This window comes from Ochrobactrum sp. WV_118_8 (genome assembly GCF_039631535.1).
Classification (GTDB): domain Bacteria; phylum Pseudomonadota; class Alphaproteobacteria; order Rhizobiales; family Rhizobiaceae; genus Brucella; species Brucella anthropi.
Genome location: NZ_JBDIUZ010000001.1, coordinates 1,669,104 through 1,690,547, shown reverse-complemented (window position 1 = coordinate 1,690,547; position 21,444 = coordinate 1,669,104). Strand labels below are relative to the sequence as shown.

Here is a 21,444-nt window from a genome sequence, read left to right as displayed (position 1 = left end):
GTGACTGGCTCGGAGGTCATAAGAGCCGTATGAATAACGATTGAAGGGTCTGAACGTTCCACATTTAAAAGAAAAAATACCAGATAAGCAGCACGACAACGAGTGGAACCCCCATCAGCCAAAGGATCATTGCTCTCAACATTTTTGTTCTCCTTCCTGTTGAAAATTCAACGTTTCGAATGAGCGATTGTTCCACAAGTCAGGACATTCATGGCGCGTCCGCGTTGAGCCCGTGCCGTTCAATGCGACTCAAAATACGCGGAATTTCAAAAGCTTTAATGATCCGTCAATGAATCGGTGACATCACTAAATTCTAAAAGGCGTGACCAGCGTTTCCGGTTGCGTTGTTGAGTAACGGGCGTGTGGCGTATGGATTCGAAACGAGGGCTGAAACATTCGGTCAACGGCAAGGCAGTGAAGCTGCGCGATAGGCGCGGTTCTGTCGTTCTGTTGTCGTTTATGGCCATTGCTGTTGCCTTGGCGGGTTGTGCATCGGCACCGCAGCCGAAATCGAAGACAAAGCGCTCGAAGGAATATTTCGCCGAATCCAAATATGGCGTGAAAGCCAGCCCACGCGTAGCCTTTTCGAAAGGAAAGCCTCTACCACGTGGTGGCGGGCGCGATCAGACCGGTCAGCCATACAAGGTTAAGGGGCGCTGGTATTATCCCAAAGAAGACAAGAAATACGTCAAGGTCGGCCATGCCTCCTGGTATGGCGAAGCTTTCCATGGTCGTCTGACTGCCAATGGTGAAGTCTATGACATGACGCATCTGACCGCAGCGCATCCAACGATGCCGTTGCCGAGCTATGCCCGCGTGACCAATCTTGCCAATGGCAGTTCGGTGATCGTGCGTGTGAACGACCGTGGTCCATACGAATATGATCGCGTGATCGATCTTTCCCAGAAAGCTGCCGAAATGCTTGATTATCAGCATCACGGTACAGCGAATGTGAAGGTCGAATATGTCGGAAGAGCTCCGTTGAACGGCAATGATGATGCATTTCTGATGGCGTCGTACCGTCCGGCAGGTGGCGATGCGATCGGCCAGCCCGCAACTGGCGTCATGATGGCAATGAACGGGCCGACGCCGACCTCACCGAAGTCACGCGTTCCGATGCCTGTAATGGACGCGGTTCCGGTGTCCACGCCTATACCTGAAAACTCACCGTTTGCAGTCGATCCTGCTTATAGCGATCCGTCGGGTGGAGCAGCTCCAATGTTACCGGCAAATGTACCGGTACCGTCGCAGCGCCCTGGCTCAAGCTTCGGAGTGGCTAATGCTGCCGGTGTCAGCGGTCTCGCGGGCTATGCGTCTGACCGGCTTGCAGCAACGGCCTATGCCAAAGAGCGCGCCTATGGCAGCATCCTGACCAAGGATGCGATCTCAAGCGCCTGGAAGCGTCGTGAAGCCGAGGAACACGGCGAATATGTTGAGATTGGCACATTCAAGACGCTTGAAGAGGCCAAGCAGGTTCAGGCTTCATTGCCAGGCTTAATCAGATTTACGCTCACGAAGATTCCGACCGAAACCAGTGAGTTGTACGAGTTGACAGTCGTGGCCGAGAAGGGTGGAAATGATGCTCTGCTGCGTGCGGCCTGGAAGGCAGGTGCAGAAAATGCGTTTGTGGTGCGTCTCGATTGATCGCTCACGATACGGTGATAAACACTGGCATATTGATTTTGGTCGGATTCGTTGCGTAAGCTCTATCACATTGCTCACGTAACGGGATTTGCATGGGGCTGATTTCAAAAACACTGGTGTTTGCTCGTGCCGTCACTGTCGGCGTTTCGCTGGCTGTTGCCATGCCGGTTACTAGCTTGGCGGCACCTGTCGAAACTGCATTCGTTACAAAAGCTCCGCAGGTCTTGCTCGTCGATGACCGGAGCGGAACTGTGCTTCTTTCCAAGAATGCCAATGTTCCGATTCCTCCTGCGTCTCTTGCCAAGCTGATGACTGCGGAAGTGGTATTTGAAGCGCTCGAACAGGGTGCCACGACACTCGGTACACCATACACAGTCAGCGAAAATGCATGGAGAACCGGAGGTGCACCCTCGGGGACGTCAACGATGTTCGCGCGTATCAAGTCGACGCCGACCGTCGCTGATCTTTTGCAAGGAATGATTGTTCAGTCGGCGAATGACGGAGCTATCGTACTGGCAGAAGGACTGGCAGGCAGCGAGCAGGCTTTCGCAGACCGCATGAATGACCGTGCGAAGGAGCTAGGCTTGACCGGCTCCAAATTCGTAAACTCGACAGGTTTGCCTGCTGAAGGGCAGGTTGTCTCGCTGCAGGATTTGGTCAGATTGGCGCGACATATCCGAACCGCCCATCCTGAATACTATAAGTACTATGCTCAACCGGCCTTCACCTGGAACAACATCATGCAGCGCAACCGCAATCCGTTGTTACGGCTTGATGTCGGGGCTGACGGCATGGGAACAGGCTTTACGGAAGCGTCGGGCTTTGCGCTGGTCGGGTCGGCGGAACAGAACGGTCGCAGGCTTTATCTGGCGATGAGCGGCCTTGCCAGCATCAAGGAGCGTGAAGAAGAAGCAAAGCGTCTCCTGCAATGGGGGATGACGGCATTTGATGATGTGCAGCTTTATCCGGCGGACGAAATCGTGGGTGAGGCGCAAGTTTTCGGTGGTGCGCTCACGCACGTGCCGTTGAAGGTCAAGGATCGCGTCGAGCTGTTGCTGCCCAAGGACGGTCGCGACAAGCTGAAAGCGCGTATTGTCTATAAGGGTCCACTCGATGCACCTGTTGCCGACAACCAGCAGGTCGGCGTTCTTCGGCTGGAGCTTAATGGTAGTATTCTTCGCGATGTTCCTGTTTTTACAGCGCAATCTGTAGAAGAGGGGAGTCTTTCGAAGCGCGCATTGGGTGCGGCAATGGAGCTTTCCACTGGCTGGCTGCGGAAATATCTTTAACCTGTGCTACGCGTATTCCAGGCTCGACCTGATAGCCAAAGGCCGATAATAACTTTCATAGAAGTCCATTCGGACATCGATTCAAACATTTGGAAGTTGGTTTGTCGGGATTGTTCATCACATTCGAAGGCGGCGAAGGAGCGGGCAAATCAACGCAAATTGCGTTGCTGGCCAAGCATTTGCGGGCAAACGGCTTCGATCCGGTCACCACGCGAGAACCGGGTGGTTCTCCTGGTGCGGAAGCAATTCGCCATGTCATATTGAGCGGCAATGCGGAGAACTACGGCGCAGCGATGGAGGCGCTTCTGTTCGCGGCGGCAAGAGCAGACCATGTGGACCAGCTTATCCGCCCGGCGCTGAATGAGGGGCGGGTGGTCCTCTGTGACCGTTTCATCGACTCAAGTCGTGCGTATCAAGGTGTTACCGGCAATCTCGACAGAACCTATATGGCGGCGGTGGAGCGCATTGCGATCGATGGCGCCATGCCTGACATGACGATCATCCTCGATATTCCCGCAGAGAAGGGTTTGTCTCGTGCTGGAAAACGGCGCGGTAGCGAGACGGCGGACCGGTTCGAGAAGGAAGATATTGCGGTGCACGAGGCACGACGGCAAGCCTTTCTCGCAATCGCCGAGGCGGAACCTGAACGCTGCAAGGTGATCGATGCTGATCGCTTGCAAGACCAGATTGCAAGTGATGTCGCAAAAGAGGTTGATAGTGCTTTGAAGGAAAGGGGGTTGTTGTGATTGAGGAACTCGACGTCCCTAAAGCGCACGATTCCATTGAGGGTGTGCCAGAGCCTTCTGCAAGTGATTATGTTGCCGGGCACCGGGAGATTAGTGACTTTTTGGCGCAAGCCTATCGCGAGGGGCGTATGCATCATGCGCTGCTCTTTGAAGGTGCGCAGGGGATCGGCAAGGCAACGCTCGCTTTTCACCTGGCAGGGCATATGCTGGCGCATGGCGACAATAGCGAGGCGCCGGAGCATATTGCTGTTCCGGATTTTGCAAGACCGCTCTGGCGACAGATTGCAGGCGGGATGCATCCCGCTGTCCTGCATATTAATCGCCCATTCGATCAGAAGACCGGGAAATTCAAAACGGGTATTCCTGTGGAGGAAATCCGCCGGGTTACACATTTTCTGACCAGAACGGCATCAGACCACGCTTGGCGCATCGTTATTGTCGACCCTGCCGATGATATGAACCGCAATGCCGCCAATGCACTCCTGAAAACCCTGGAAGAGCCTCCTGCACGGGCGCTCTTTATCCTGATTTCCCATTCGGCGGGACGCTTGCTCCCGACAATCCGGTCGCGTTGCCAGAGCATCGGCTTCAAGCCACTTGACGATGCTGGGTTGACGGATGCCTTGGCACATGTCGGTCCCGGTGTCGGAATGCAGGCTGACGCTGTAACGCAAACACTGCTCCAGCGATCGGAAGGCAGTGTGCGTAAGGCACTTCTGCTGGTAGCGAATGGCGGTATCGAAATCTCCGACACTGTCGATTCCCTTCTTGAAGGACAAAATTTCGATTTGCCGAAAGCGCAGGCGCTCGGCGGCATATTGAATGGTCGTGAGTCGGAGGTTCAATATGAGCTGTTCCGTGATCATCTGCTTGGGCAGGTTGCAATCGAAGCTCGTCGTCGTGCGGAGGCAGGGCAACTGCGTGATGCAGATCGCTGGTCGCGTTTCTGGAGCGATCTCGTACGCGAGACCGTGGATGCTGAAACCTACAATCTCGACCGCCGGCAAGCTGTGATAATCCTTTTGGAAAAAACGCATCGCGCTTTTCGTTCCGGTCAGCCTCCGCTTGCGTGACATGGCCGCTGACATGCGTTATGTCACCGCTGATAATTTTCTCCTCGTGTGTCTGCTAATCATTCAGGCGCGCTTTCAAACTTCGAAAGACCGGGTCCATAATGAGCCGCGAAAAATATTACATCACCACCGCGATTGCTTATCCGAACGGAAAGCCGCACATCGGCCACGCGTATGAGTTGATCGCGACCGATGCAATGGCGCGTTTTCAGCGCCTGAATGGCAAGGATGTTTTCTTTCTGACCGGTACGGACGAACACGGCATCAAGATGTTGCAGAGCGCGCGCAAGGAAGGCATTACGCCGCGCGAGCTCGCAGATCGCAATACGGCTGCGTTCCGCCAGATGGCGGATGTGCTGAACAGCTCGAATGACGACTATATTCGCACCTCGGAAGAGCGCCATTACAAGGCGAGTCAGGCTATCTGGAAAGCGATGGTTGACAATGGCGATATCTACAAGGGTGGATATGCCGGCTGGTATTCCGTGCGTGACGAAGCCTATTACGGCGAAGAGGAAACGGAAGTCCGCGAGGATGGTGTGCGCTACGGTCCGCAAGGGACTCCTGTCGAATGGGTTCAGGAAGAAAGCTATTTCTTCCGTCTCTCAGCCTATCAGGACAAATTGCTCGATCTTTACGAGAAGAATCCGGGCTTCATCATGCCTGCGGAACGTCGCAACGAGATCGTGAGCTTCGTAAAGTCGGGTCTGAAGGACCTGTCGATTTCGCGTACGACATTCGACTGGGGCATTCCGGTGCCGGGTGACGAGAAACACGTCATGTATGTCTGGGTCGATGCCCTGACCAATTACATTACTGCTCTTGGCTATCCTGATACTTCGGATGAAAAGTGGGGTTATTGGCCTGCCGATGCGCATATCATCGGTAAGGATATCTCGCGCTTTCACGCTGTCTATTGGCCTGCATTCCTGATGTCTGCTGGTATTCCGCTGCCGAAGCGGGTTTTCGCACATGGCTTCCTGTTCAACCGCGGCGAGAAAATGTCGAAGTCCCTTGGCAATGTGATCGATCCCTTCGGTCTCGTTGAACGTTATGGGCTCGATCAGCTGCGCTATTTCCTGATGCGTGAAGTACCATTCGGTCAGGACGGCAGCTACAGTCATGACGCCATCGTCAACCGCACCAATGCCGATCTGGCCAATGATCTCGGTAATCTGGCGCAGCGTTCGCTGTCGATGATCGCCAAGAATTGCGAAGGTAAGGTTCCGGTTCCGGGTGAATTCTCCGACGCGGATAAAGCCATTCTCGATCAGGCCGATGCGGCGCTGGAAACGGCGCGTAAAGCTATGGACGACCAAGCGCTGCATCTGGCGCTCGGCGCGATCTTCGCCGTCGTTGCGGAAGCCAATCGTTACTTCGCAGGGCAGGAGCCTTGGGCTCTGCGCAAGACCGATCCTGCACGCATGGGCACTGTCCTTTATGTAACAGCTGAAGTCATTCGCCGTGTCGGCATTATGGTGCAGCCGTTCATTCCGCAGTCGGCAGAAAAGCTTCTCGACATACTGGCAATTCCTGCCGACAAGCGTCAGTTCTCTGACGTTACGGCAAGCCAGCTTGTCGGGGGTGCCGATCTGCCAGCCCCGCAGCCGGTATTTCCGCGCTATGTGGAAACAGAAGAACAGAACTGAGTTCGATGATGCTTGTCGACAGTCATTGTCACCTCGACTTTGCCGACTTTGAACCGGAGCGTGATGATATTGTTCAGCGCGCTCTGGATGCCGGAGTTAGGCGCATGGTGACGATTTCCACGAGGGTGAAGAAATTCGATACGATCCGTGCGATCGCGGAAGCCTATGATTCCGTTTATTGCTCGGTCGGTACCCATCCGAACAACGCGCATGAAGAACTCGACATTACGGCTGATGATCTCATGCGTCTTTCGGAACATCCGAAGGTTGTCGCCATAGGCGAGGCGGGTCTCGATTATCACTACGACTATGCCCCACCGGAAGCGCAGCGCCAAGGTTTCCTCGTACACATCGAGGCGGCGCGTCGGACTCAGTTGCCGTTAGTCATTCATGCCCGCAGTGCGGATGAGGATATGGCCGAGATACTGGAGCGTGAGACGGAGAAGGGCGCTTTTCCGTTTATCCTGCACTGCTTCTCTTCCGGTCGTGCTCTGGCTGAAAAGGGCATCGCGCTCGGCGGTTATGTTTCTTTCTCAGGGATTCTGACTTTCAAGAACTCACCGGAGATCCGTGAAATAGCGACCATCGTTCCGCGTGACCGCCTGCTGGTGGAAACGGATGCGCCGTTCCTTGCTCCGTTGCCGCACCGGGGCAAGCGTAACGAACCGTCTTTCGTGCAGCATACGGCGGCCGTGCTGGCTGAGACAATTGGCGTGAGCAATGACGAAGTCGCGCGTATCACGAGCGACAACGTGTTCAGGCTGTTTTCCAAGATGCCTCGGCCTACACTGGCACTGTAAGGGGGAAGATTGAGCGTGAATCCCCCAAAAAATTGCCTGCGTTTCACGGTTCTGGGCTGTGGTTCGTCGCCCGGCGTGCCGCGTATCAATGGCGATTGGGGCAGTTGCGATCCCCATAATCCGAGAAACAAACGTCGTCGCGCATCGCTATTGGTCGAGCGATTTGACGATACAGGTAACAGCACAACAGTTGTGATCGATACCGGGCCGGATTTCCGTGCTCAGATGATTGATGCAGGCGCATACAGCCTCGATGCGGCTGTTTATACCCATCCGCATGCTGACCATATTCACGGTGTCGACGATCTTCGCACATATGTCGTTGAAAATCGTCGTCTCATGGATGTCTATGCCAATCGATTGACGCGGAACCGGCTCTTCGAGGCATTTGGCTATTGTTTCGAAACACCTGCCGGATCGAGCTACCCGCCGATCCTCAGCATGCACGATATTGCTCCGGAGACGCCGTTTTCCATATCGGGAGCGGGTGGCTCAATCCGTTTCAAGCCGTTCAGTCAGGTACACGGCGATATTGAATCGCTCGGCTTTCGTATTGGTTCAGTCGTTTATTGCACCGATGTGAGCGCTTTCCCTGAGCAAAGCCTTAAGCATTTGGGCGGGGCCGACGTGCTTATCATAGATGCGCTGCAATATCGTCCGCATCCAAGCCATTTCTCGCTTGGTGAAGCGCTCGAATGGATCGAGAAGCTGGCGCCCAAGCGCGCCATTCTCACGCATATGCACGTTCCACTCGATTACGAGACAGTCATGCGTGAGACACCGGGTAATGTCGAACCGGGATATGATGGGCTCCGCTTCGAGGTACCGTTTTAGATTTTAGGCCATGAAGAAAAAAGCCCGCGATGAGATCATCGCGGGCTTTTCATGTGAAGCTCTATGTTTTAGCCCACTGCGCCCTTGGACGGAAACGGCATCACATTGCTACCCTCGACAGCTTTGGGCGCTTTGTCCTCCAGCATGAGGCCGCCAGCACGAAGAAGGTCGGTAAAGCGACCGCCGCGTGCGGCCAGTTCATCGAAGCTGCCGCTTTCGACCAGGTGGCCCTTGTCCATGAAAAGGACCAGATCGGCGGAACGGACTGTCGAAAGACGGTGAGCAATGATGAAGGTCGTGCGGTTGTGGCTGAGATCGTCAACCGCCTGCTTCACCTTCTCTTCGGTTTCAACGTCAAGCGCACTGGTGGCTTCGTCCAGAACGAGGATCGGCGAATCTTTCAGGATTGCGCGCGCAATCGCTAGGCGCTGACGTTCACCGCCCGAAAGCTGTGAGCCGCGTTCACCGACAACCGTATCGTAGCCATCGCTCTTGGCCAGAATGAAGTCGTGGGCTGCTGCGGCACGTGCTGCAGCATGCACTTCCTCATGCGTGGCGCTTTCACGACCGACACGAATATTCTCCTCGACCGATCGATTGAACAGGCCTGCATCCTGAAAGACGGTTGCGATGGCGTGACGCAGCGAACGACGGCTGACGGTACGCGTATCTGTTCCGTCGATCGTGATGCGGCCAGCTGCCGGATCAAAGACGCGCTGCAACAGATTGATGAGCGTCGTTTTGCCTGCACCGGTTGGGCCGACGATGGCCACCGTCTGTCCCGGCTTGATTTCAAACGATACATCATAGACGCCCTGACCGGAGTTCGGAAACTCGAAGGTTACATTGTCGAATATGATGTCGCCCTTGACGTCGTTCAGGTCTGAGACGCTCTGGGGCTCCTGACGATCAGCCGTGGCATCTTCCATCTGGAAGAATTCTTCAAGCTTGGCGCGTGCCGTAACGGTCTGGTTGATGAAGGCGCTGATCTGGTCAAGACGACCGATCATCAGCTGTGCAAAGCCGATAAAGGCAATTACATCGCCGACGCGCATCTGGCCCTTGGTGACAAAGTAAGCGCCCAGAACGAGAACCACCACCATTGAGAAGGTCGATGCCATGCGGTTCAGGCCGCTGGCCAGCGCCCACCAATTGAGAACAGGAAACTGTACCTTCTCCAGGTTCTTGGCATAATCACGCAGAGATTGGGTTTCCGACGCGATGCGGTTATAGCTCTGCACAACCGAGACGTTGCTGATCGTATCGCTCACATGTTCGAACAGCTTGTGGTGATGCTTTTCGACAGCGGTCTGACCATCCTTGGTCTTGCGCATGACGAGCTGGCCAATCATCACATAGATGACACCGAGCACAATGAGCACCAGCGACATGCGCATATCCATGCTCATTGCAACCGGAATGAGCGTTGCCAGAGCAACCACGGTCGTCAGATGCTGGCGCATGAATTCGAGCCAGAGCGTGAAAAGCGAGTCTGTTGCGCGGATCAGCGTGTGGAGTGCGTTGGATGTACCGCGCTTCTGGTGCCACGAAAGCGGCATAGTGATGAGACGCTCATAAGAATCGATCATCACGCCCAGACGACGGCGGTGTGCGAGGCGGTCGGCTCCGCGCGCCACGAAGACTGCAGCAACGATATTGAAGCCGCCAAGCGCAGCCCACATCGCAAGAGGCGAGAAGATGTCGCCCTTATCGGAGATAGCCTGAATGACCCGACCGAACAGAATAGGTTCGGCAAGTGTGACCAGGGCAACCAGCACGCTGGCGACACACATGGTAATCGTTGCAGTCTTTTCGACCGCAAGGTATTCCATGGCTCGCCAGTAGATTTTGAGCAATGACACTTTCGCACTCCCGCTCGTTCTATTTCACGGGACTAAATGGTATAGCCCCTTAGTTCTATCAATATCTGATGACGACAAGAAGTGGCGATTGGGTGTCAAGATCGACCATAAATTAAGAACGTGTGTAACCGAGTGTGAAGATTCAGTAGTCGAAATGGAATTCTTTAGGGATTGCTGGACCAGTTTCGGCTAAAGCAGCCAAATTGCAGTTTTCAGGAATTCCGCCTAGCAATCGTCGGAACTCGCGTCTATTGACAGGACTTAATGACCGGCGCGCGCGTACGCACCGCAATAGCAAGAGTTGATCGGGTTTCTCCATGGCAGGCGTTGAACAGAAGATTGTGGATACAGGCGAGGCGGGCATGCGGCTCGACCGCTGGTTCAAGGTCCATTATCCGGGGCTGGGTTTCGGCCATCTGCAGAAGCTTCTGCGGTCGGGGCAAGTTCGTATCGACGGCTCAAGGGCCAAGGCAGATACGCGTATTCAGGCCGGACAGACTGTTCGTATTCCACCTCTTGGCGTCGATGAAAAGGCCGTCGGCCCGGTCACGGCGCGCACAATCCGCAGTCAGCAGGACGGCGACGTGCTTTCGCAGATGCTTCTTTATGAAGACCCGAAAGTGTATGTTTTCAACAAGCCTGCAGGTCTCGCCGTGCAGGGCGGTTCAGGCGTATCGCGTCATGTTGATGGAATGCTGGAGGCATGGCGCAACAAGAAGGGCGAAAAACCGCGTCTTGTGCATCGTATCGACCGTGACACATCGGGCGTGCTTGTCGTTGCTCGTACGCGGGGCGCAGCGCAGGCGTTGACCACCGCCTTCCGTGAACGCGACACCAAAAAGACCTATTGGGCTTTGGTCAAAGGCGTTCCACGCAAGCGCGAAGACAAAATTTCCACCTGGCTGGTCAGGGAACAGACACCGGATGGCGACAAGATGCGTGTTTGCCAGCATGGTGAGCCGGATTCCGATCACGCTGTCTCATATTATCGCATCATTGAGAAGGCAGGGAACAATCTGACCTGGCTGGAGATGGAGCCTTATACCGGCAGAACCCATCAGTTGCGCGTTCATGCGGCCTATATCGGTCATCCTATCATCGGTGATCCAAAGTATTTTGAAGCTGACCAGAATTGGGAATTCCCGGGCGGTATACAAAAACGTCTGCATCTTCATGCGCGCCGTATTCGTATTCCAAACCCGTCGGGCGGTACTATCGATGTGACCGCGCCACTGCCGCCGCATATGGTTCAGTCGTGGAACCTGCTCGGCTTTGATGAGGAAAGTGCGGAAGATTAAAAATGTCAGGCGAAGCGGGGGGATCGTCCGAGGGACGAGTTTCGTTCGATGGACTGGCCATCATGCTGGTCATGTTCATCATGTTCAGCTGGGGGCTCAATCAGGTTGCCATCAAGATCGGCAATCGAGGGTTCAATCCCATGCTGATGGCAGCGGGGCGTGCTGCGCTCGGTGGCCTGTGCGTTTTTCTCTGGTGTTACTGGCGCCGTATTCCGCTTTTCAAGCGTGATGGCACGCTCTGGGCCGGAATTGCCGCCGGGCTGTTGTTCGGAAGCGAATTCGTCCTGATTTTTCTGGCGATGGAGCTGACGAGCGTTGGGCGCGTCACACTCATGATGAACGTCATGCCGTTCTGGGTCGCTATTGGCAGTCATTTCCTTCTCGGCGAGCGGATGTCTGTCCGGGCCTTCGTTGGCATGTGTATCGCCTTTCTGGGTGTGTTTCTCGTCTTCTCCGATCATGTCAGCCGACCGGGGCCGTACGCCATCTATGGCGATATGCTTGCGCTGGTGTCAGGTGTGCTGTGGGGACTTACCACGCTGGTTATCAAGCGAACCCGGCTTGCCTATACGGCTCCAGAAAAGACGCTTCTCTACCAGCTGGTGGTCGCGACACTGGTGCCGCTGCCATTCATCGCGTTGAGCGGCCCATTGCTTCGTAGCCCGGATGCCTTGTCCATATCGGCGTTTCTCTTTCAGGCGATATTCGTGGTGGCTTTCACCTATCCGCTCTGGTTCTGGATGGTGCGCCGTTATCCGGCATCGAAACTTTCTAATTTCGCCTTTCTCACGCCCGCTTTCGGCGTGTTATTGAGCGGTCTGATCCTGAATGAGCCTCTGAGCTGGAAAATATTCGCGGCTCTTGCGCTGATTGGTTGCGGACTGATGATTATCAACAAGCCGGCAAAGGTCACCAACGCCCGATGAAACTGGTCCTTTTCGATTGCGACGGTACGCTGGTCGACAGCGGTGACTTCATTCACAGATGCATGGCTACGAGCTTCGCAGATGCCGGTCTGGAACCTCCCGGAATCGAGGAAACGCATTCGATCATCGGCCTGTCGCTGCATCTGGCTATTGCTAAGATTCTGGATCGCGAGCCGGATGAGCAGGTGCATTGGTTGACGCAACGCTACAAGGAAAACTTTGTGATGTTGCGACAGGCGCCCGATTTCACGGAACCGCTCTACGATGGAATTATGCCGCTTCTGACGGAGCTCGGGGCGAGGGATGATCTTCTGCTTGGCATAGTGACCGGAAAATCCCAGCGCGGCGTCCGCTCTGTTTTCGAACGTCATGGCATCGGGCATCATTTCGTGGTGACGCGTACTGCTGACGATTGCCCGTCGAAACCACACCCGGCCATGGTGCTTGAATCCTGCGCGGAAATGGGGATAGAACCCAGCCAGACAATTGTTATCGGCGATGCTGTTTATGATATGCAGATGGCACGCGCGGCGGCGGCTATGGCGGTGGGCGTCTCCTGGGGGTATCATAACCGACAGGGACTGATTGAATCTGGCGCCCATCACATTCTGGAAGCGCCATCTGAACTCCATGCATTGCTGCAAGGTATGGACGAACAGGTTCTCTAGTTGTTGAGCCTTCCACCAAGTCAGCGACACAGAACTGGACAAATCTATGCGTGATATTTTGAGTGATCTTGAGGCAGGAAAGCAGCTTTCGGACGAAAACCCGATCGTGCGGGCACAAAAGCAGATGCTGGCGCAACTGCCTAAACGCTTCTACGAAAAGGCAGAAGTGGCGGAAGTTGAAGGCGGTTTTACCGTCCATCTGGATGGTCGCCCTGTCAAGACGCCGGCTCGCAATCTGCTGCTGTTGCCGACCAAGGCGGCGGCCCAGATCGTAGCGGACGAATTCACCGTTCAGGAAAAGGTTATCGACCCGGGGAAAATGCCTGCGACCCGTCTCGTCAACACGGCGATTGATGGGATTGCGCAGGATCCGCAGGCAGTTTTCGAGGACATTTTGCGTTTCGCAGGCACGGATATGCTTTGCTATCGCGCCGATAGTCCGCAGGAACTCGTTTCTCGGCAGACCGAGCAATGGGATCCGCTGATCGATTGGATGGAAGGCCTTGGCGCACGTTTTTCACTTGCTGAAGGTGTGATGCACATTGAACAGCCTCGGGAAGCCATCGCGGCATTCGGTGTTCATCTGGCTGGTTTCAAAGACCCAATCGCGCTGGCATCACTGCATACAATGACGACGCTGACCGGGTCAGCGATTATTGCACTTGCTATCGCAAAGGGTGAAATAACAGCAGAGCAAGGCTGGAATCTGGCTCATATTGATGAGGACTGGACTATCGAGCATTGGGGTTCGGACGCGGAAGCCATAGAGCGGCGAGAAAACCGCGAAATTGAAATGATGATGGCGGCGCGCGTGCTCAAAGCACTTTAAATATCAGACTTATCGCATTGATCTAATAAAGAAACCCCGGCAATGCCGGGGTTTCTTTTGCGCGCGCAATCATCAAGTGTTGCGCGTCGTTCCCCTCGGTAAGAGCAAAAGAAATGGCGCGAACGCATTAACGCCCGCGCAGCTTTCTTAAACCGAGTAGTACATGTCGTACTCGACCGGATGCGGCGTCGTTTCATAACGCATCACTTCGGCCATCTTGAGTTCGATGAAGCTGTCGATCTGATCGTCATCGAACACGCCGCCAGCCTTGAGGAATTCACGATCCTTATCGAGCGACTGCAGTGCTTCACGCAGCGAACCGCAGACGGTCGGAATCTTCTTCAGTTCCTTGGCAGGCAGATCGTAAAGATCCTTGTCCATGGCCTGACCGGGATGAATCTTGTTCTTGATGCCGTCAAGACCAGCCATGAGCAGGGCAGCAAAGCACAGATACGGGTTTGCCGCCGGATCAGGGAAACGAACTTCCAGACGCTTGGACTTCGGCGAATTGCCGAATGGAATACGGCACGAAGCCGAACGGTTGCGAGCCGAGTAGGCAAGCAGAACCGGGGCTTCGTAACCCGGAACCAGACGCTTGTAAGAGTTGGTCGACGGGTTGGTGAAGGCATTCACGGCCTTGGCGTGCTTGATGACGCCACCGATGAAGTAAAGGCAGTTTTCCGACAGGCCGGCATATTCGTTACCAGCGAAGGTTGGCTTGCCTTCTTTCCAGATCGAGAAATGGACGTGCATGCCCGAACCGTTGTCACCGAAGATCGGCTTCGGCATGAAGGTTGCGGTCTTGCCATAGGCATTGGCAACCTGATGCACGACATACTTGTAGATCTGCATCTTGTCGGCGTTGCGGACCAGCGTATCGAATTTCACGCCGAGTTCGTGCTGTGCGGAAGCAACCTCATGGTGATGCTTTTCAACCGTGACACCCATTTCGGTGAGGACGGTCAGCATTTCCGAGCGCATGTCCTGCGCGCTGTCGATCGGCGGTACCGGGAAATAGCCGCCCTTGACGCGCGGACGGTGGCCGAGATTGCCTGTTTCATATTCGGTATCGTCGTTCGACGGCAGTTCGGTCGAGTCGAGCTTGAAACCGGTATTGTACGGGTCAGCCTTGTACTTCACGTCGTCGAAGACGAAGAATTCAGCTTCCGGACCGACATAGACCGTGTCGCCGATACCGAGCGACTTCATGTAGGCTTCCGCCTTCTTTGCAGTCGTGCGCGGATCGCGGCCATAGGCTTCACCCGAGATCGGGTCAAGAATGTCACAAAGGATGACCAGCGTGGATTGAGCGAAGAACGGGTCGATATGGGCCGTCGTCGGATCCGGCATCAGAACCATGTCGGATTCATTGATGGCTTTCCAACCGGCGATGGAAGAGCCGTCGAACATCACGCCGTCGACAAACATTTCTTCGTCGACGAGGCCGATATCCATCGTAACGTGCTGCAGTTTGCCCTTCGGGTCGGTGAAGCGAAGGTCGACGAACTTGATGTCGTTGTCTTTGATTTGTTTGAGAATATCGTTGGCAGTCGTCATTTTAATTCCCTGTTTGCACGACGATGGATTGTACGCAGGTATTATCAGATTGCATCCACGCCGGATTCACCGGTGCGGATACGGATAACTTCTTCGATGTTGGAGACGAAAATCTTGCCGTCGCCGATGCGTCCCGTCTGGGCAGCCTTGCGGATGGCTTCGATGGCGCTGTCCACGGTTTCGTCTGCGACGATGACTTCAACTTTCACCTTGGGAAGAAAGTCGACGACATATTCGGCGCCGCGGTAAAGCTCGGTATGACCTTTCTGTCGTCCGAAGCCCTTGGCTTCGATGACAGTGATCCCCTGTAAGCCGACTTCCTGAAGGGCTTCCTTCACTTCATCCAGCTTGAAGGGCTTAATGATGGCTTCGATCTTTTTCATCAGAGAATGGTCTCCGCTCTTCTACGGAAATGGACATTGTGCCCGTTTCACCAATAGAGAAGCATGAAGTGTGCCAGTTTGAAGTCTGTATAAAAAATTTCTTCGATTTCGTTCATCCGCAGGCAGAGTGGCACTATTCATGACGCTTGTGCAAGCGGGACTCTGCTGACGGGTATGAAATAGGCACTATCATTCTGGTTTATCTGTCTAAAAATTAGTCATTGTGCATCAAAAGAGGGCAAGCTTGCATAAAGTCCGGTGCCGCGTATTTAATCACAATGAGACCCCGTATTGAGAAGGTACGCGATGTACGAGTTGCTGACCCCGCAGGAAATGGCAGAAGCGGATCGCCAGACGATCGAGACTGGTATCAAGGATGGTTTCTCACTGATGCTTGCTGCAGGCCGAGCCGTCGCAGAGGTTGCACAGCGGATGTTTCCTCGCAATGCTCCAGTTGCTGTTCTGTGCGGGCCTGGCAACAATGGTGGCGACGGTTACATCGCCGCGCAGTTTCTGCTGGAAGCGGGTTTGGAAGTTGTGTGCTTCGCATCCGCTCCCCCGAGGAAAGGCTCCGATGCCATGCGTGCGTCGTTGTTCTATAAGGGGCCTGTCTCGAACTTCGGTGAATTTTCGGTCGCGAGTTTCGGTGGCGTAATCGATGCATTATTCGGCGCTGGCCTCGCTCGCGATGTTCACGGAGCTGAAGCCATCGCGATTGATGCTGTGAACACTTCTGATGTGCCGGTTGTGGCGGTTGATTTACCTAGTGGCATATCCGGTGAAAGCGGCCATATCCTCGGAACGGCGATCCGTGCACGAGCAACAGTTACGTTCTTTCGCAAGAAACCCGGCCATTTGCTACAACCGGGAAGGGCGCATTGCGGTGTACTTCATGCAGCCGATATCGGCATTCCCGATCACATACTCGCGGCGATCGAACCGCATGCATTCGAGAATGCTCCAGACCTTTGGACAAGCGCCCTGCCAGTATCTGGCGTTGAGGCCCATAAGTATAGTCGCGGCCATGCAGCCGTGTTTTCCGGTGGTGCTCATTCGACAGGTGCCGCACGCTTATCAGCCCTCGCTGCGGCCCGTAGTGGAGCGGGTGCGGTAACACTTCTGTCTCCACCCGATGCTATGACAGTCAATGCCACGCATTTGACCAGTATCATGGTCCGTGAGACCCGTGGTTTGAGGGATGTTCGACAGTTTTTTGCCGAACGCAAGGTCGCAGCAGCGGTACTCGGTCCGGGCTATGGAAATCCCGCGTTCGCGCGTGAGCACGCCCTGTTTCTCGCAAGCGGTGAGGCTGAGGGGTTTCATGGTTTGGTTCTTGATGCCGACGGGATTACGGCCTTTGAGCAGAATCCAGCTGAGCTTTTCGATAAGCGACAGGGCATAAAGACTGCTCTTGTGCTTACACCACATGAGGGAGAGTTCCGGCGGCTTTTTCCAGATATAGCAAAGAGTTCGACATCAAAGATCGAAAAGGCTCGCGAGGCTGCAAGGCGTGCTAACGCAGTCCTTATATATAAAGGTCCCGATACCGTGATCGCAGAACCGGGTGGTCTGGCAGTGGTCAATGCCAATGGAACCCCGCTGCTCGCCACTGCAGGATCAGGCGATGTCTTGACGGGAATTGTGTGCGGCCTGCTTGCTCAAAGGATGCCTGCATTTGCAGCGGCCTGTGCTTCCGTGTGGATGCATGCGGACGCCGCGCGACGCTTTGGCCATGGACTTATTGCGGAAGATTTGCCTGCTCAGATACCTGCTGTCCTGTCGGCATTGGTGCGATCCTCTCGCAATTAACGACCGGACGTCCGGCTGTTCTTGGTGCCGACATCAATCGTGATGCTTCCAGAGACCGAAACGTCAGTATTGCCAACACGAAAATTTTTCCAGTTACCGCTTGGTGCCTGTTCCGGTTCGGGAGCAGGCGGCGGGGCGGTCACAATGGGTTTTTGAGCCTGAACGCCGGGCAGTCCCGGCGATCCGTCGTTCGCAGACGCTGTTGATACCGTGGCTAAGAAAACAAAGCCAAATATAAGAAAATGCTGCGTAATCATTTACCATTCTCCCTTTATACGGGATCGGTGACCGCATCGATGAGCTGTTCGGCCATTTCGAGGGTGAACTCGTCAAAATGCGAAATCACACGGCTTGGATCGTAATGCTGCACGGGAAGATCGGTATATCCAAAGTCGACGGCAACAACGGGGATGCCAGCAGCTTTTGCGGTGTCGATGTCGGTTCGGCTATCCCCGACCATGATTGCCCGTTCACGATTGCCACCAGCCCGTACGATGGTCTCGGTGAGATGGCGCGGATCAGGCTTGCGATAAGCAAATGTATCGGCTCCGCAGATTGCAGCAAATCGTTCGGCTTCACCCATGGAAGTCAGGAGTTTTACCGACAAGGCCTCGAATTTGTTCGTGCAAACTGCCAACTCGTAGCCACTTGCTGAGAAGCGGTCCATTGCTTCCAGAACGCCTGGGAAAAAGGTTGAATGTCCCGGCATGTGATCGGCATAATGTTCGCGGAATTCTTCCACGAGATTGTCGAGCTGTGCTTCGTCAGCTTGTTTCTTCTGCGCAGCGAAAGCACGTTCGATCATGACACGTCCGCCTTGTCCTACGAATCTGCGTAACGATTCACGATCAGCTGTTTTCAGGCCCGATATAGCGAGGCAGTGATTGAGACTGTCGAGAAGGTCTGGTGCTGTGTCGACAAGGGTTCCGTCGAGATCGAAAATGATGATGGGCTTGGGGTTGGCAGCAGACATTAGCTTCTCGTGTGTGAAATGGGGAATAAGGAAGTCCTATCTGATTGTCGACTTCGGCTCAACCTCGCGATCGGGATGCGCTCTAAAAACCGAAATTCTGCGTCATAGTTCGAATAGGCGCTTTGTTGTGCCGCGTCCGCATGCTAGAGGCGAACCGGACCACAATGAGAATCCGCAGGGGAATATCGGGAATTCAAGTATGGACGAAGCTCGCAAGCTGAAAATCGCAGCCGCCGCAGAAGCGCTCACGCACGTCAAGGACGGAATGCGTCTGGGGATTGGTACTGGTTCGACAGCCGAGGAATTCGTGCGCCTGCTTGCCGACAAGGTAAGCAACGGCTTCAAGATCATTGGAGTGCCTACTTCCGAACGCACCGCAAAACTTTGCGAGGAACTCGGGGTTCCGCTTACGACGCTCGATGAAACGCCTCATCTCGATCTTACCGTGGATGGTGCCGATGAAGTCGATACCAACCTTTCGCTCATCAAGGGCGGCGGTGGAGCGCTTCTTCGTGAAAAGATCGTGGCTGCGGCATCTGACGCAATGATCGTTATTGCCGACAGCTCAAAGGTAGTTGAGGCGCTTGGGCGTTTTCCACTGCCTATAGAAGTCAATCGCTTCGGTCTCGGTGCTACCATGCACGCGATTGAAGAGGCAGCTGCGAAGTGTGGTCTTGCAGGTCCACTGGCACTGCGTTTAAAAGATGGCTCACCCTTCGTAACAGATGGTGGGCATTATATCGTGGATGCATCTTTTGGCCGCATTCCCGATCCAAAGACACTATCTGACGCTCTCTTCGCAATTCCAGGCGTTGTCGAGCACGGACTTTTCATCGGACTGGCGCGTGCGGCGGTGGTTGCCGGCAACGACGGCATCCGCACCATGAACCGGTCTTGAACTGATTGAACGGAGTACTGACCTTATGATCCCGGCAACTGGCTTTCGCCGTCTGATTGCACCGTTTTCCGCGCTCGTACTGATGTCGGGCATTCATGCAGCTTCGGCACAGGAAATCACTGAAGCTCATCTGGAAGCTGCCCGTGCTGCTATTTCTGCGATTAGTGCTACTGAGCAGTTCGACGAAATTCTGCCGAACGCAGCGCGCTCCCTCAAGGGTGAACTGATCCAGAAAGATCCGAATCTGGAAGCCCTGATCACGAAGACTGTCGATGACAAGGCTCTCGCTCTTGCTTCCCGCCGTGCTGATCTCGAAACCGAATCCGCTCGCGCCTATGCAAAAGCGTTTTCCGAAGACGAACTCAAAGCCATAGCAGCATTCTATACATCGCCTGCAGGCAAGAAGCTTCTGTCCGAAGGCCCGATTGTGACGCGTGAAGTCGTGAAGGCAGCAAATATCTGGCAGAATGGCATCGCTCGTGATCTGGCGACCGGCGTAGCTGAGGTTCTGGCGGCACAGGCTGGCGCTGCTGCAGCTCCGGCACAGCCTGCGCAGCAGTAATTTTTGCGGTAACGAGGAATTTGAAAGCCCGGTCCCTTGGCCGGGCTTTTTCTTTTGCTTACATAACAGCCAACCTAATGTTTATTGGAGAATCCCATGACCGGCTTCGACTATGATCTTTTTGTTATCGGCGGCGGTTCTGGCGGTGTTCGGGCAGCGCGTCTCGCTGGGGCCATGGGCAAAAAGGTCGGTCTTGCAGAAGAATATCGCATGGGCGGAACCTGCGTTATTCGTGGCTGCGTACCGAAGAAACTCTTCGTCTATGCTTCGCAGTTTCCTGAGCATTTCGAGGATGCAGCTGGCTATGGTTGGGATGTCGGCACATCGACGTTTGACTGGAAAAAGCTGATCGATGCCAAGGACAAAGAAATTGCCCGGCTTGAAGGGCTCTACACCAAGGGCCTCCAGAATTCCGATGTCGAAATTTTTGCCAGCCGCGCCGAATTGATCGATGAACATACTGTCGAGCTGAAGGCAGACGGTCGTCGCGTTACTGCAGACCAGATATTGATTGCGACCGGCGGTCATCCGAGCATGCCCGAATCTATGCCTGGACATGAATATTGCATCAGCTCCAACGAAGCGTTTCATCTCGCTGAGCTGCCGAAAGCGATTGCCATTGCGGGTGGCGGATATATCGCTGTTGAGTTCGCGAACATATTCCACGGCCTTGGCGTCGAAACGACACTCGTGTATCGAGGCAAGGAAATCCTCTCCCGTTTCGACCCGGACTTGCGCCATCTTTTGCATGAAACCATGGAAGCAAAAGGTATCCGTATCATTTGCGAAGCGGTTTTCGAGAAAATCGAGAAGCAGTCCGACGGTAATCTGAAAATCGCGTTGAACAATGGCGATACATTGGAAGTCGGTCAGGCAATGATGGCGATCGGGCGCAAGGCCAACACGACGGGTCTTGGGCTAGAGAGAGCTGGCGTCAAGATGGATGAGCTTGGCGCAATTCCGGTCGATGATTATTCGCGTACCAATGTCGCGAACATCTGGGCCGTCGGTGATGTTACGAACCGCGTCCAGCTGACGCCGGTGGCAATTCACGAAGCCATGTGCTTTCTCGAAACGGCGTTCAAGGACAATCCGACGAAGCCCGACCATGAATTGATTGCGACGGCGGTGTTCTCTCAGCCAGAAATTGGCACGGTCGGTTTGCCGGAAGATGAGGCTGCGAAGAAGTATCCGGAACTTGAGGTTTACCGAGCGCTGTTCCGCCCGATGAAGAACACGCTTTCCGGCCGCAATGAAAAAATGCTGATGAAGCTCATCGTTGATGCCGCGAGCCGCAGGGTGGTCGGGGCGCATATCATGGGGCCAGATGCCGGTGAAATGGCTCAGCTTCTGGGTATTTCCCTCAAGGCTGGTGCGACCAAGGATGACTTCGATCGCACGATGGCGGTTCATCCGACTGCGGCCGAAGAACTGGTCACCATGTACAAGCCGACCTATCGCGTCGTGAATGGTGAGAAAGTCGACGGTTAACTCTTTCGCGACCGGTTTCTCCGGTTAACGATTATTGCTGGCATAAAGTCTCGGCCTGCATTATATCAGCGCGACCACGCAGGCCGGTTTTCCGGGGCAGACTGTCATCTTTGTCAGATGCGAGCTGTCCGTTAAAGGATTCCAGCATTCGTG

20 protein-coding genes are annotated in these 21,444 nt (G+C 54.7%); 15 read left to right on the top strand and 5 right to left on the bottom strand.

The genetic code is table 11. From position 1 onward, the window contains the following. Positions 1-369 precede the first annotated feature (369 nt). The 7 genes from ABDF71_RS08100 (at position 370) to ABDF71_RS08070 (ending at position 8,035) form a co-directional block, all read left to right on the top strand. On the top strand, positions 370-1,644 hold the full coding sequence (locus ABDF71_RS08100) for a septal ring lytic transglycosylase RlpA family protein (RefSeq protein ID WP_500061462.1): 1,275 nt from the start codon (positions 370-372) through the stop codon (positions 1,642-1,644). Between the two features lie 92 nt (positions 1,645-1,736). Next, a complete protein-coding gene (locus ABDF71_RS08095; protein ID WP_029924726.1) occupies positions 1,737-2,933 on the top strand; it encodes a D-alanyl-D-alanine carboxypeptidase family protein in 1,197 nt (398 codons plus the stop codon). A gap of 101 nt (positions 2,934-3,034) precedes the next feature. Then, positions 3,035-3,679, top strand: coding sequence for a dTMP kinase (gene tmk, locus ABDF71_RS08090; RefSeq protein WP_029924729.1), 645 nt, complete (start codon positions 3,035-3,037; stop codon positions 3,677-3,679). Further along, a complete protein-coding gene (locus tag ABDF71_RS08085; protein WP_151663034.1) occupies positions 3,676-4,752 on the top strand; it encodes a DNA polymerase III subunit delta' in 1,077 nt (358 codons plus the stop codon). The genes tmk and ABDF71_RS08085 overlap by 4 nt, the downstream gene beginning before the upstream one ends. Positions 4,753-4,853: 101 nt before the next feature. Next, positions 4,854-6,401, top strand: a complete 1,548-nt coding sequence (metG, locus tag ABDF71_RS08080) for a methionine--tRNA ligase (RefSeq protein ID WP_151663035.1) — start codon at positions 4,854-4,856, stop codon at positions 6,399-6,401. An 8-nt stretch (positions 6,402-6,409) separates the two neighbouring features. Continuing rightward, on the top strand, positions 6,410-7,201 hold the full coding sequence (locus tag ABDF71_RS08075; RefSeq protein ID WP_151663059.1) for a TatD family hydrolase: 792 nt from the start codon (positions 6,410-6,412) through the stop codon (positions 7,199-7,201). Between the two features lie 15 nt (positions 7,202-7,216). After that, positions 7,217-8,035 (top strand): MBL fold metallo-hydrolase, encoded by an 819-nt coding sequence (locus ABDF71_RS08070; RefSeq protein ID WP_151663036.1) that lies wholly within the window; start codon positions 7,217-7,219, stop codon positions 8,033-8,035. A gap of 68 nt (positions 8,036-8,103) precedes the next feature. Here ABDF71_RS08070 and ABDF71_RS08065 read toward each other — a convergent pair whose 3' ends face one another. After that, entirely contained in the window at positions 8,104-9,897 is a 1,794-nt protein-coding gene (locus tag ABDF71_RS08065; protein WP_010660029.1) for a glucan ABC transporter ATP-binding protein/ permease, read from the bottom strand. A gap of 317 nt (positions 9,898-10,214) precedes the next feature. Between ABDF71_RS08065 and ABDF71_RS08060 the strand changes: the two genes are divergently transcribed. Genes ABDF71_RS08060 through ABDF71_RS08045 form a run of 4 tightly spaced genes read left to right on the top strand, consistent with a single transcriptional unit; the run spans position 10,215 to position 13,618 of the window. Next, complete coding sequence (locus ABDF71_RS08060) at positions 10,215-11,195, top strand: RluA family pseudouridine synthase (protein ID WP_010660030.1); 981 nt, start codon at positions 10,215-10,217, stop codon at positions 11,193-11,195. Positions 11,196-11,197: 2 nt separating this feature from the next. Next, the gene (locus ABDF71_RS08055; protein WP_010660031.1) at positions 11,198-12,121 is read left to right on the top strand and encodes a DMT family transporter; all 924 of its coding nucleotides are present in this window, start codon (positions 11,198-11,200) and stop codon (positions 12,119-12,121) included. After that, on the top strand, positions 12,118-12,789 hold the full coding sequence (locus tag ABDF71_RS08050; protein WP_151663037.1) for an HAD-IA family hydrolase: 672 nt from the start codon (positions 12,118-12,120) through the stop codon (positions 12,787-12,789). Before ABDF71_RS08055 ends, ABDF71_RS08050 begins: the two co-directional genes overlap by 4 nt. 46 nt (positions 12,790-12,835) lie before the next feature. Next, entirely contained in the window at positions 12,836-13,618 is a 783-nt protein-coding gene (locus ABDF71_RS08045) for an ATP12 family chaperone protein (RefSeq protein ID WP_151663038.1), read from the top strand. A gap of 147 nt (positions 13,619-13,765) precedes the next feature. On the opposite strand, the gene glnA is transcribed toward ABDF71_RS08045, so the two are convergent. Both glnA and ABDF71_RS08035 read right to left on the bottom strand, forming a co-directional pair. Beyond that, entirely contained in the window at positions 13,766-15,175 is a 1,410-nt protein-coding gene (glnA, locus tag ABDF71_RS08040; protein WP_010660034.1) for a type I glutamate--ammonia ligase, read from the bottom strand. A 44-nt stretch (positions 15,176-15,219) separates the two neighbouring features. Then, positions 15,220-15,558 carry a P-II family nitrogen regulator gene (locus ABDF71_RS08035; protein WP_002964122.1) on the bottom strand — a complete coding sequence of 113 codons (339 nt, stop codon included), beginning with the start codon at positions 15,556-15,558 and terminating at the stop codon, positions 15,220-15,222. 306 nt (positions 15,559-15,864) lie between these two features. Between ABDF71_RS08035 and ABDF71_RS08030 the strand changes: the two genes are divergently transcribed. Next, the gene (locus tag ABDF71_RS08030; protein WP_151663040.1) at positions 15,865-17,367 is read left to right on the top strand and encodes an NAD(P)H-hydrate dehydratase; all 1,503 of its coding nucleotides are present in this window, start codon (positions 15,865-15,867) and stop codon (positions 17,365-17,367) included. Here ABDF71_RS08030 and ABDF71_RS08025 read toward each other — a convergent pair. Further along, positions 17,364-17,624 carry a hypothetical protein gene (locus ABDF71_RS08025; protein WP_151663041.1) on the bottom strand — a complete coding sequence of 87 codons (261 nt, stop codon included), beginning with the start codon at positions 17,622-17,624 and terminating at the stop codon, positions 17,364-17,366. The two genes, ABDF71_RS08030 and ABDF71_RS08025, sit on opposite strands and share 4 nt — an antisense overlap. Before the next feature lie 14 nt (positions 17,625-17,638). Continuing rightward, positions 17,639-18,340: an HAD family hydrolase gene (locus tag ABDF71_RS08020; protein WP_151663042.1), complete on the bottom strand. Its 702-nt coding sequence runs from the start codon at positions 18,338-18,340 to the stop codon at positions 17,639-17,641. Between the two features lie 199 nt (positions 18,341-18,539). Between ABDF71_RS08020 and rpiA the strand changes: the two genes are divergently transcribed. The 3 genes from rpiA to gor all read left to right on the top strand — a co-directional run bounded on the left by rpiA (position 18,540) and on the right by gor (position 21,291). Beyond that, a complete protein-coding gene (gene rpiA, locus ABDF71_RS08015) occupies positions 18,540-19,238 on the top strand; it encodes a ribose-5-phosphate isomerase RpiA (protein WP_010660038.1) in 699 nt (232 codons plus the stop codon). A 25-nt stretch (positions 19,239-19,263) separates the two neighbouring features. Continuing rightward, positions 19,264-19,800 carry a DUF2059 domain-containing protein gene (locus ABDF71_RS08010; RefSeq protein ID WP_010660039.1) on the top strand — a complete coding sequence of 179 codons (537 nt, stop codon included), beginning with the start codon at positions 19,264-19,266 and terminating at the stop codon, positions 19,798-19,800. 96 nt (positions 19,801-19,896) lie between these two features. Next, entirely contained in the window at positions 19,897-21,291 is a 1,395-nt protein-coding gene (gene gor, locus ABDF71_RS08005) for a glutathione-disulfide reductase (RefSeq protein ID WP_151616041.1), read from the top strand. Positions 21,292-21,444 lie beyond the last annotated feature (153 nt).

Excerpts from the sequence above, each read along its gene's own strand:
- ABDF71_RS08025 (WP_151663041.1), bottom strand. The coding sequence starts at position 17,624 with ATGATTACGCAGCATTTTCTTATATTTGGCTTTGTTTTCTTAGCCACG.
- gor (WP_151616041.1), top strand. The coding sequence starts at position 19,897 with ATGACCGGCTTCGACTATGATCTTTTTGTTATCGGCGGCGGTTCTGGC.
- ABDF71_RS08060 (WP_010660030.1), top strand. The coding sequence starts at position 10,215 with ATGGCAGGCGTTGAACAGAAGATTGTGGATACAGGCGAGGCGGGCATG.
- ABDF71_RS08035 (WP_002964122.1), bottom strand. The coding sequence starts at position 15,558 with ATGAAAAAGATCGAAGCCATCATTAAGCCCTTCAAGCTGGATGAAGTG.
- ABDF71_RS08020 (WP_151663042.1), bottom strand. The coding sequence starts at position 18,340 with ATGTCTGCTGCCAACCCCAAGCCCATCATCATTTTCGATCTCGACGGA.
- ABDF71_RS08045 (WP_151663038.1), top strand. The coding sequence starts at position 12,836 with ATGCGTGATATTTTGAGTGATCTTGAGGCAGGAAAGCAGCTTTCGGAC.
- rpiA (WP_010660038.1), top strand. The coding sequence starts at position 18,540 with ATGGACGAAGCTCGCAAGCTGAAAATCGCAGCCGCCGCAGAAGCGCTC.
- metG (WP_151663035.1), top strand. The coding sequence starts at position 4,854 with ATGAGCCGCGAAAAATATTACATCACCACCGCGATTGCTTATCCGAAC.
- ABDF71_RS08050 (WP_151663037.1), top strand. The coding sequence starts at position 12,118 with ATGAAACTGGTCCTTTTCGATTGCGACGGTACGCTGGTCGACAGCGGT.
- ABDF71_RS08075 (WP_151663059.1), top strand. The coding sequence starts at position 6,410 with ATGCTTGTCGACAGTCATTGTCACCTCGACTTTGCCGACTTTGAACCG.
- ABDF71_RS08030 (WP_151663040.1), top strand. The coding sequence starts at position 15,865 with ATGTACGAGTTGCTGACCCCGCAGGAAATGGCAGAAGCGGATCGCCAG.
- ABDF71_RS08055 (WP_010660031.1), top strand. The coding sequence starts at position 11,198 with ATGTCAGGCGAAGCGGGGGGATCGTCCGAGGGACGAGTTTCGTTCGAT.
- ABDF71_RS08100 (WP_500061462.1), top strand. The coding sequence starts at position 370 with ATGGATTCGAAACGAGGGCTGAAACATTCGGTCAACGGCAAGGCAGTG.
- ABDF71_RS08095 (WP_029924726.1), top strand. The coding sequence starts at position 1,737 with ATGGGGCTGATTTCAAAAACACTGGTGTTTGCTCGTGCCGTCACTGTC.
- ABDF71_RS08010 (WP_010660039.1), top strand. The coding sequence starts at position 19,264 with ATGATCCCGGCAACTGGCTTTCGCCGTCTGATTGCACCGTTTTCCGCG.
- glnA (WP_010660034.1), bottom strand. The coding sequence starts at position 15,175 with ATGACGACTGCCAACGATATTCTCAAACAAATCAAAGACAACGACATC.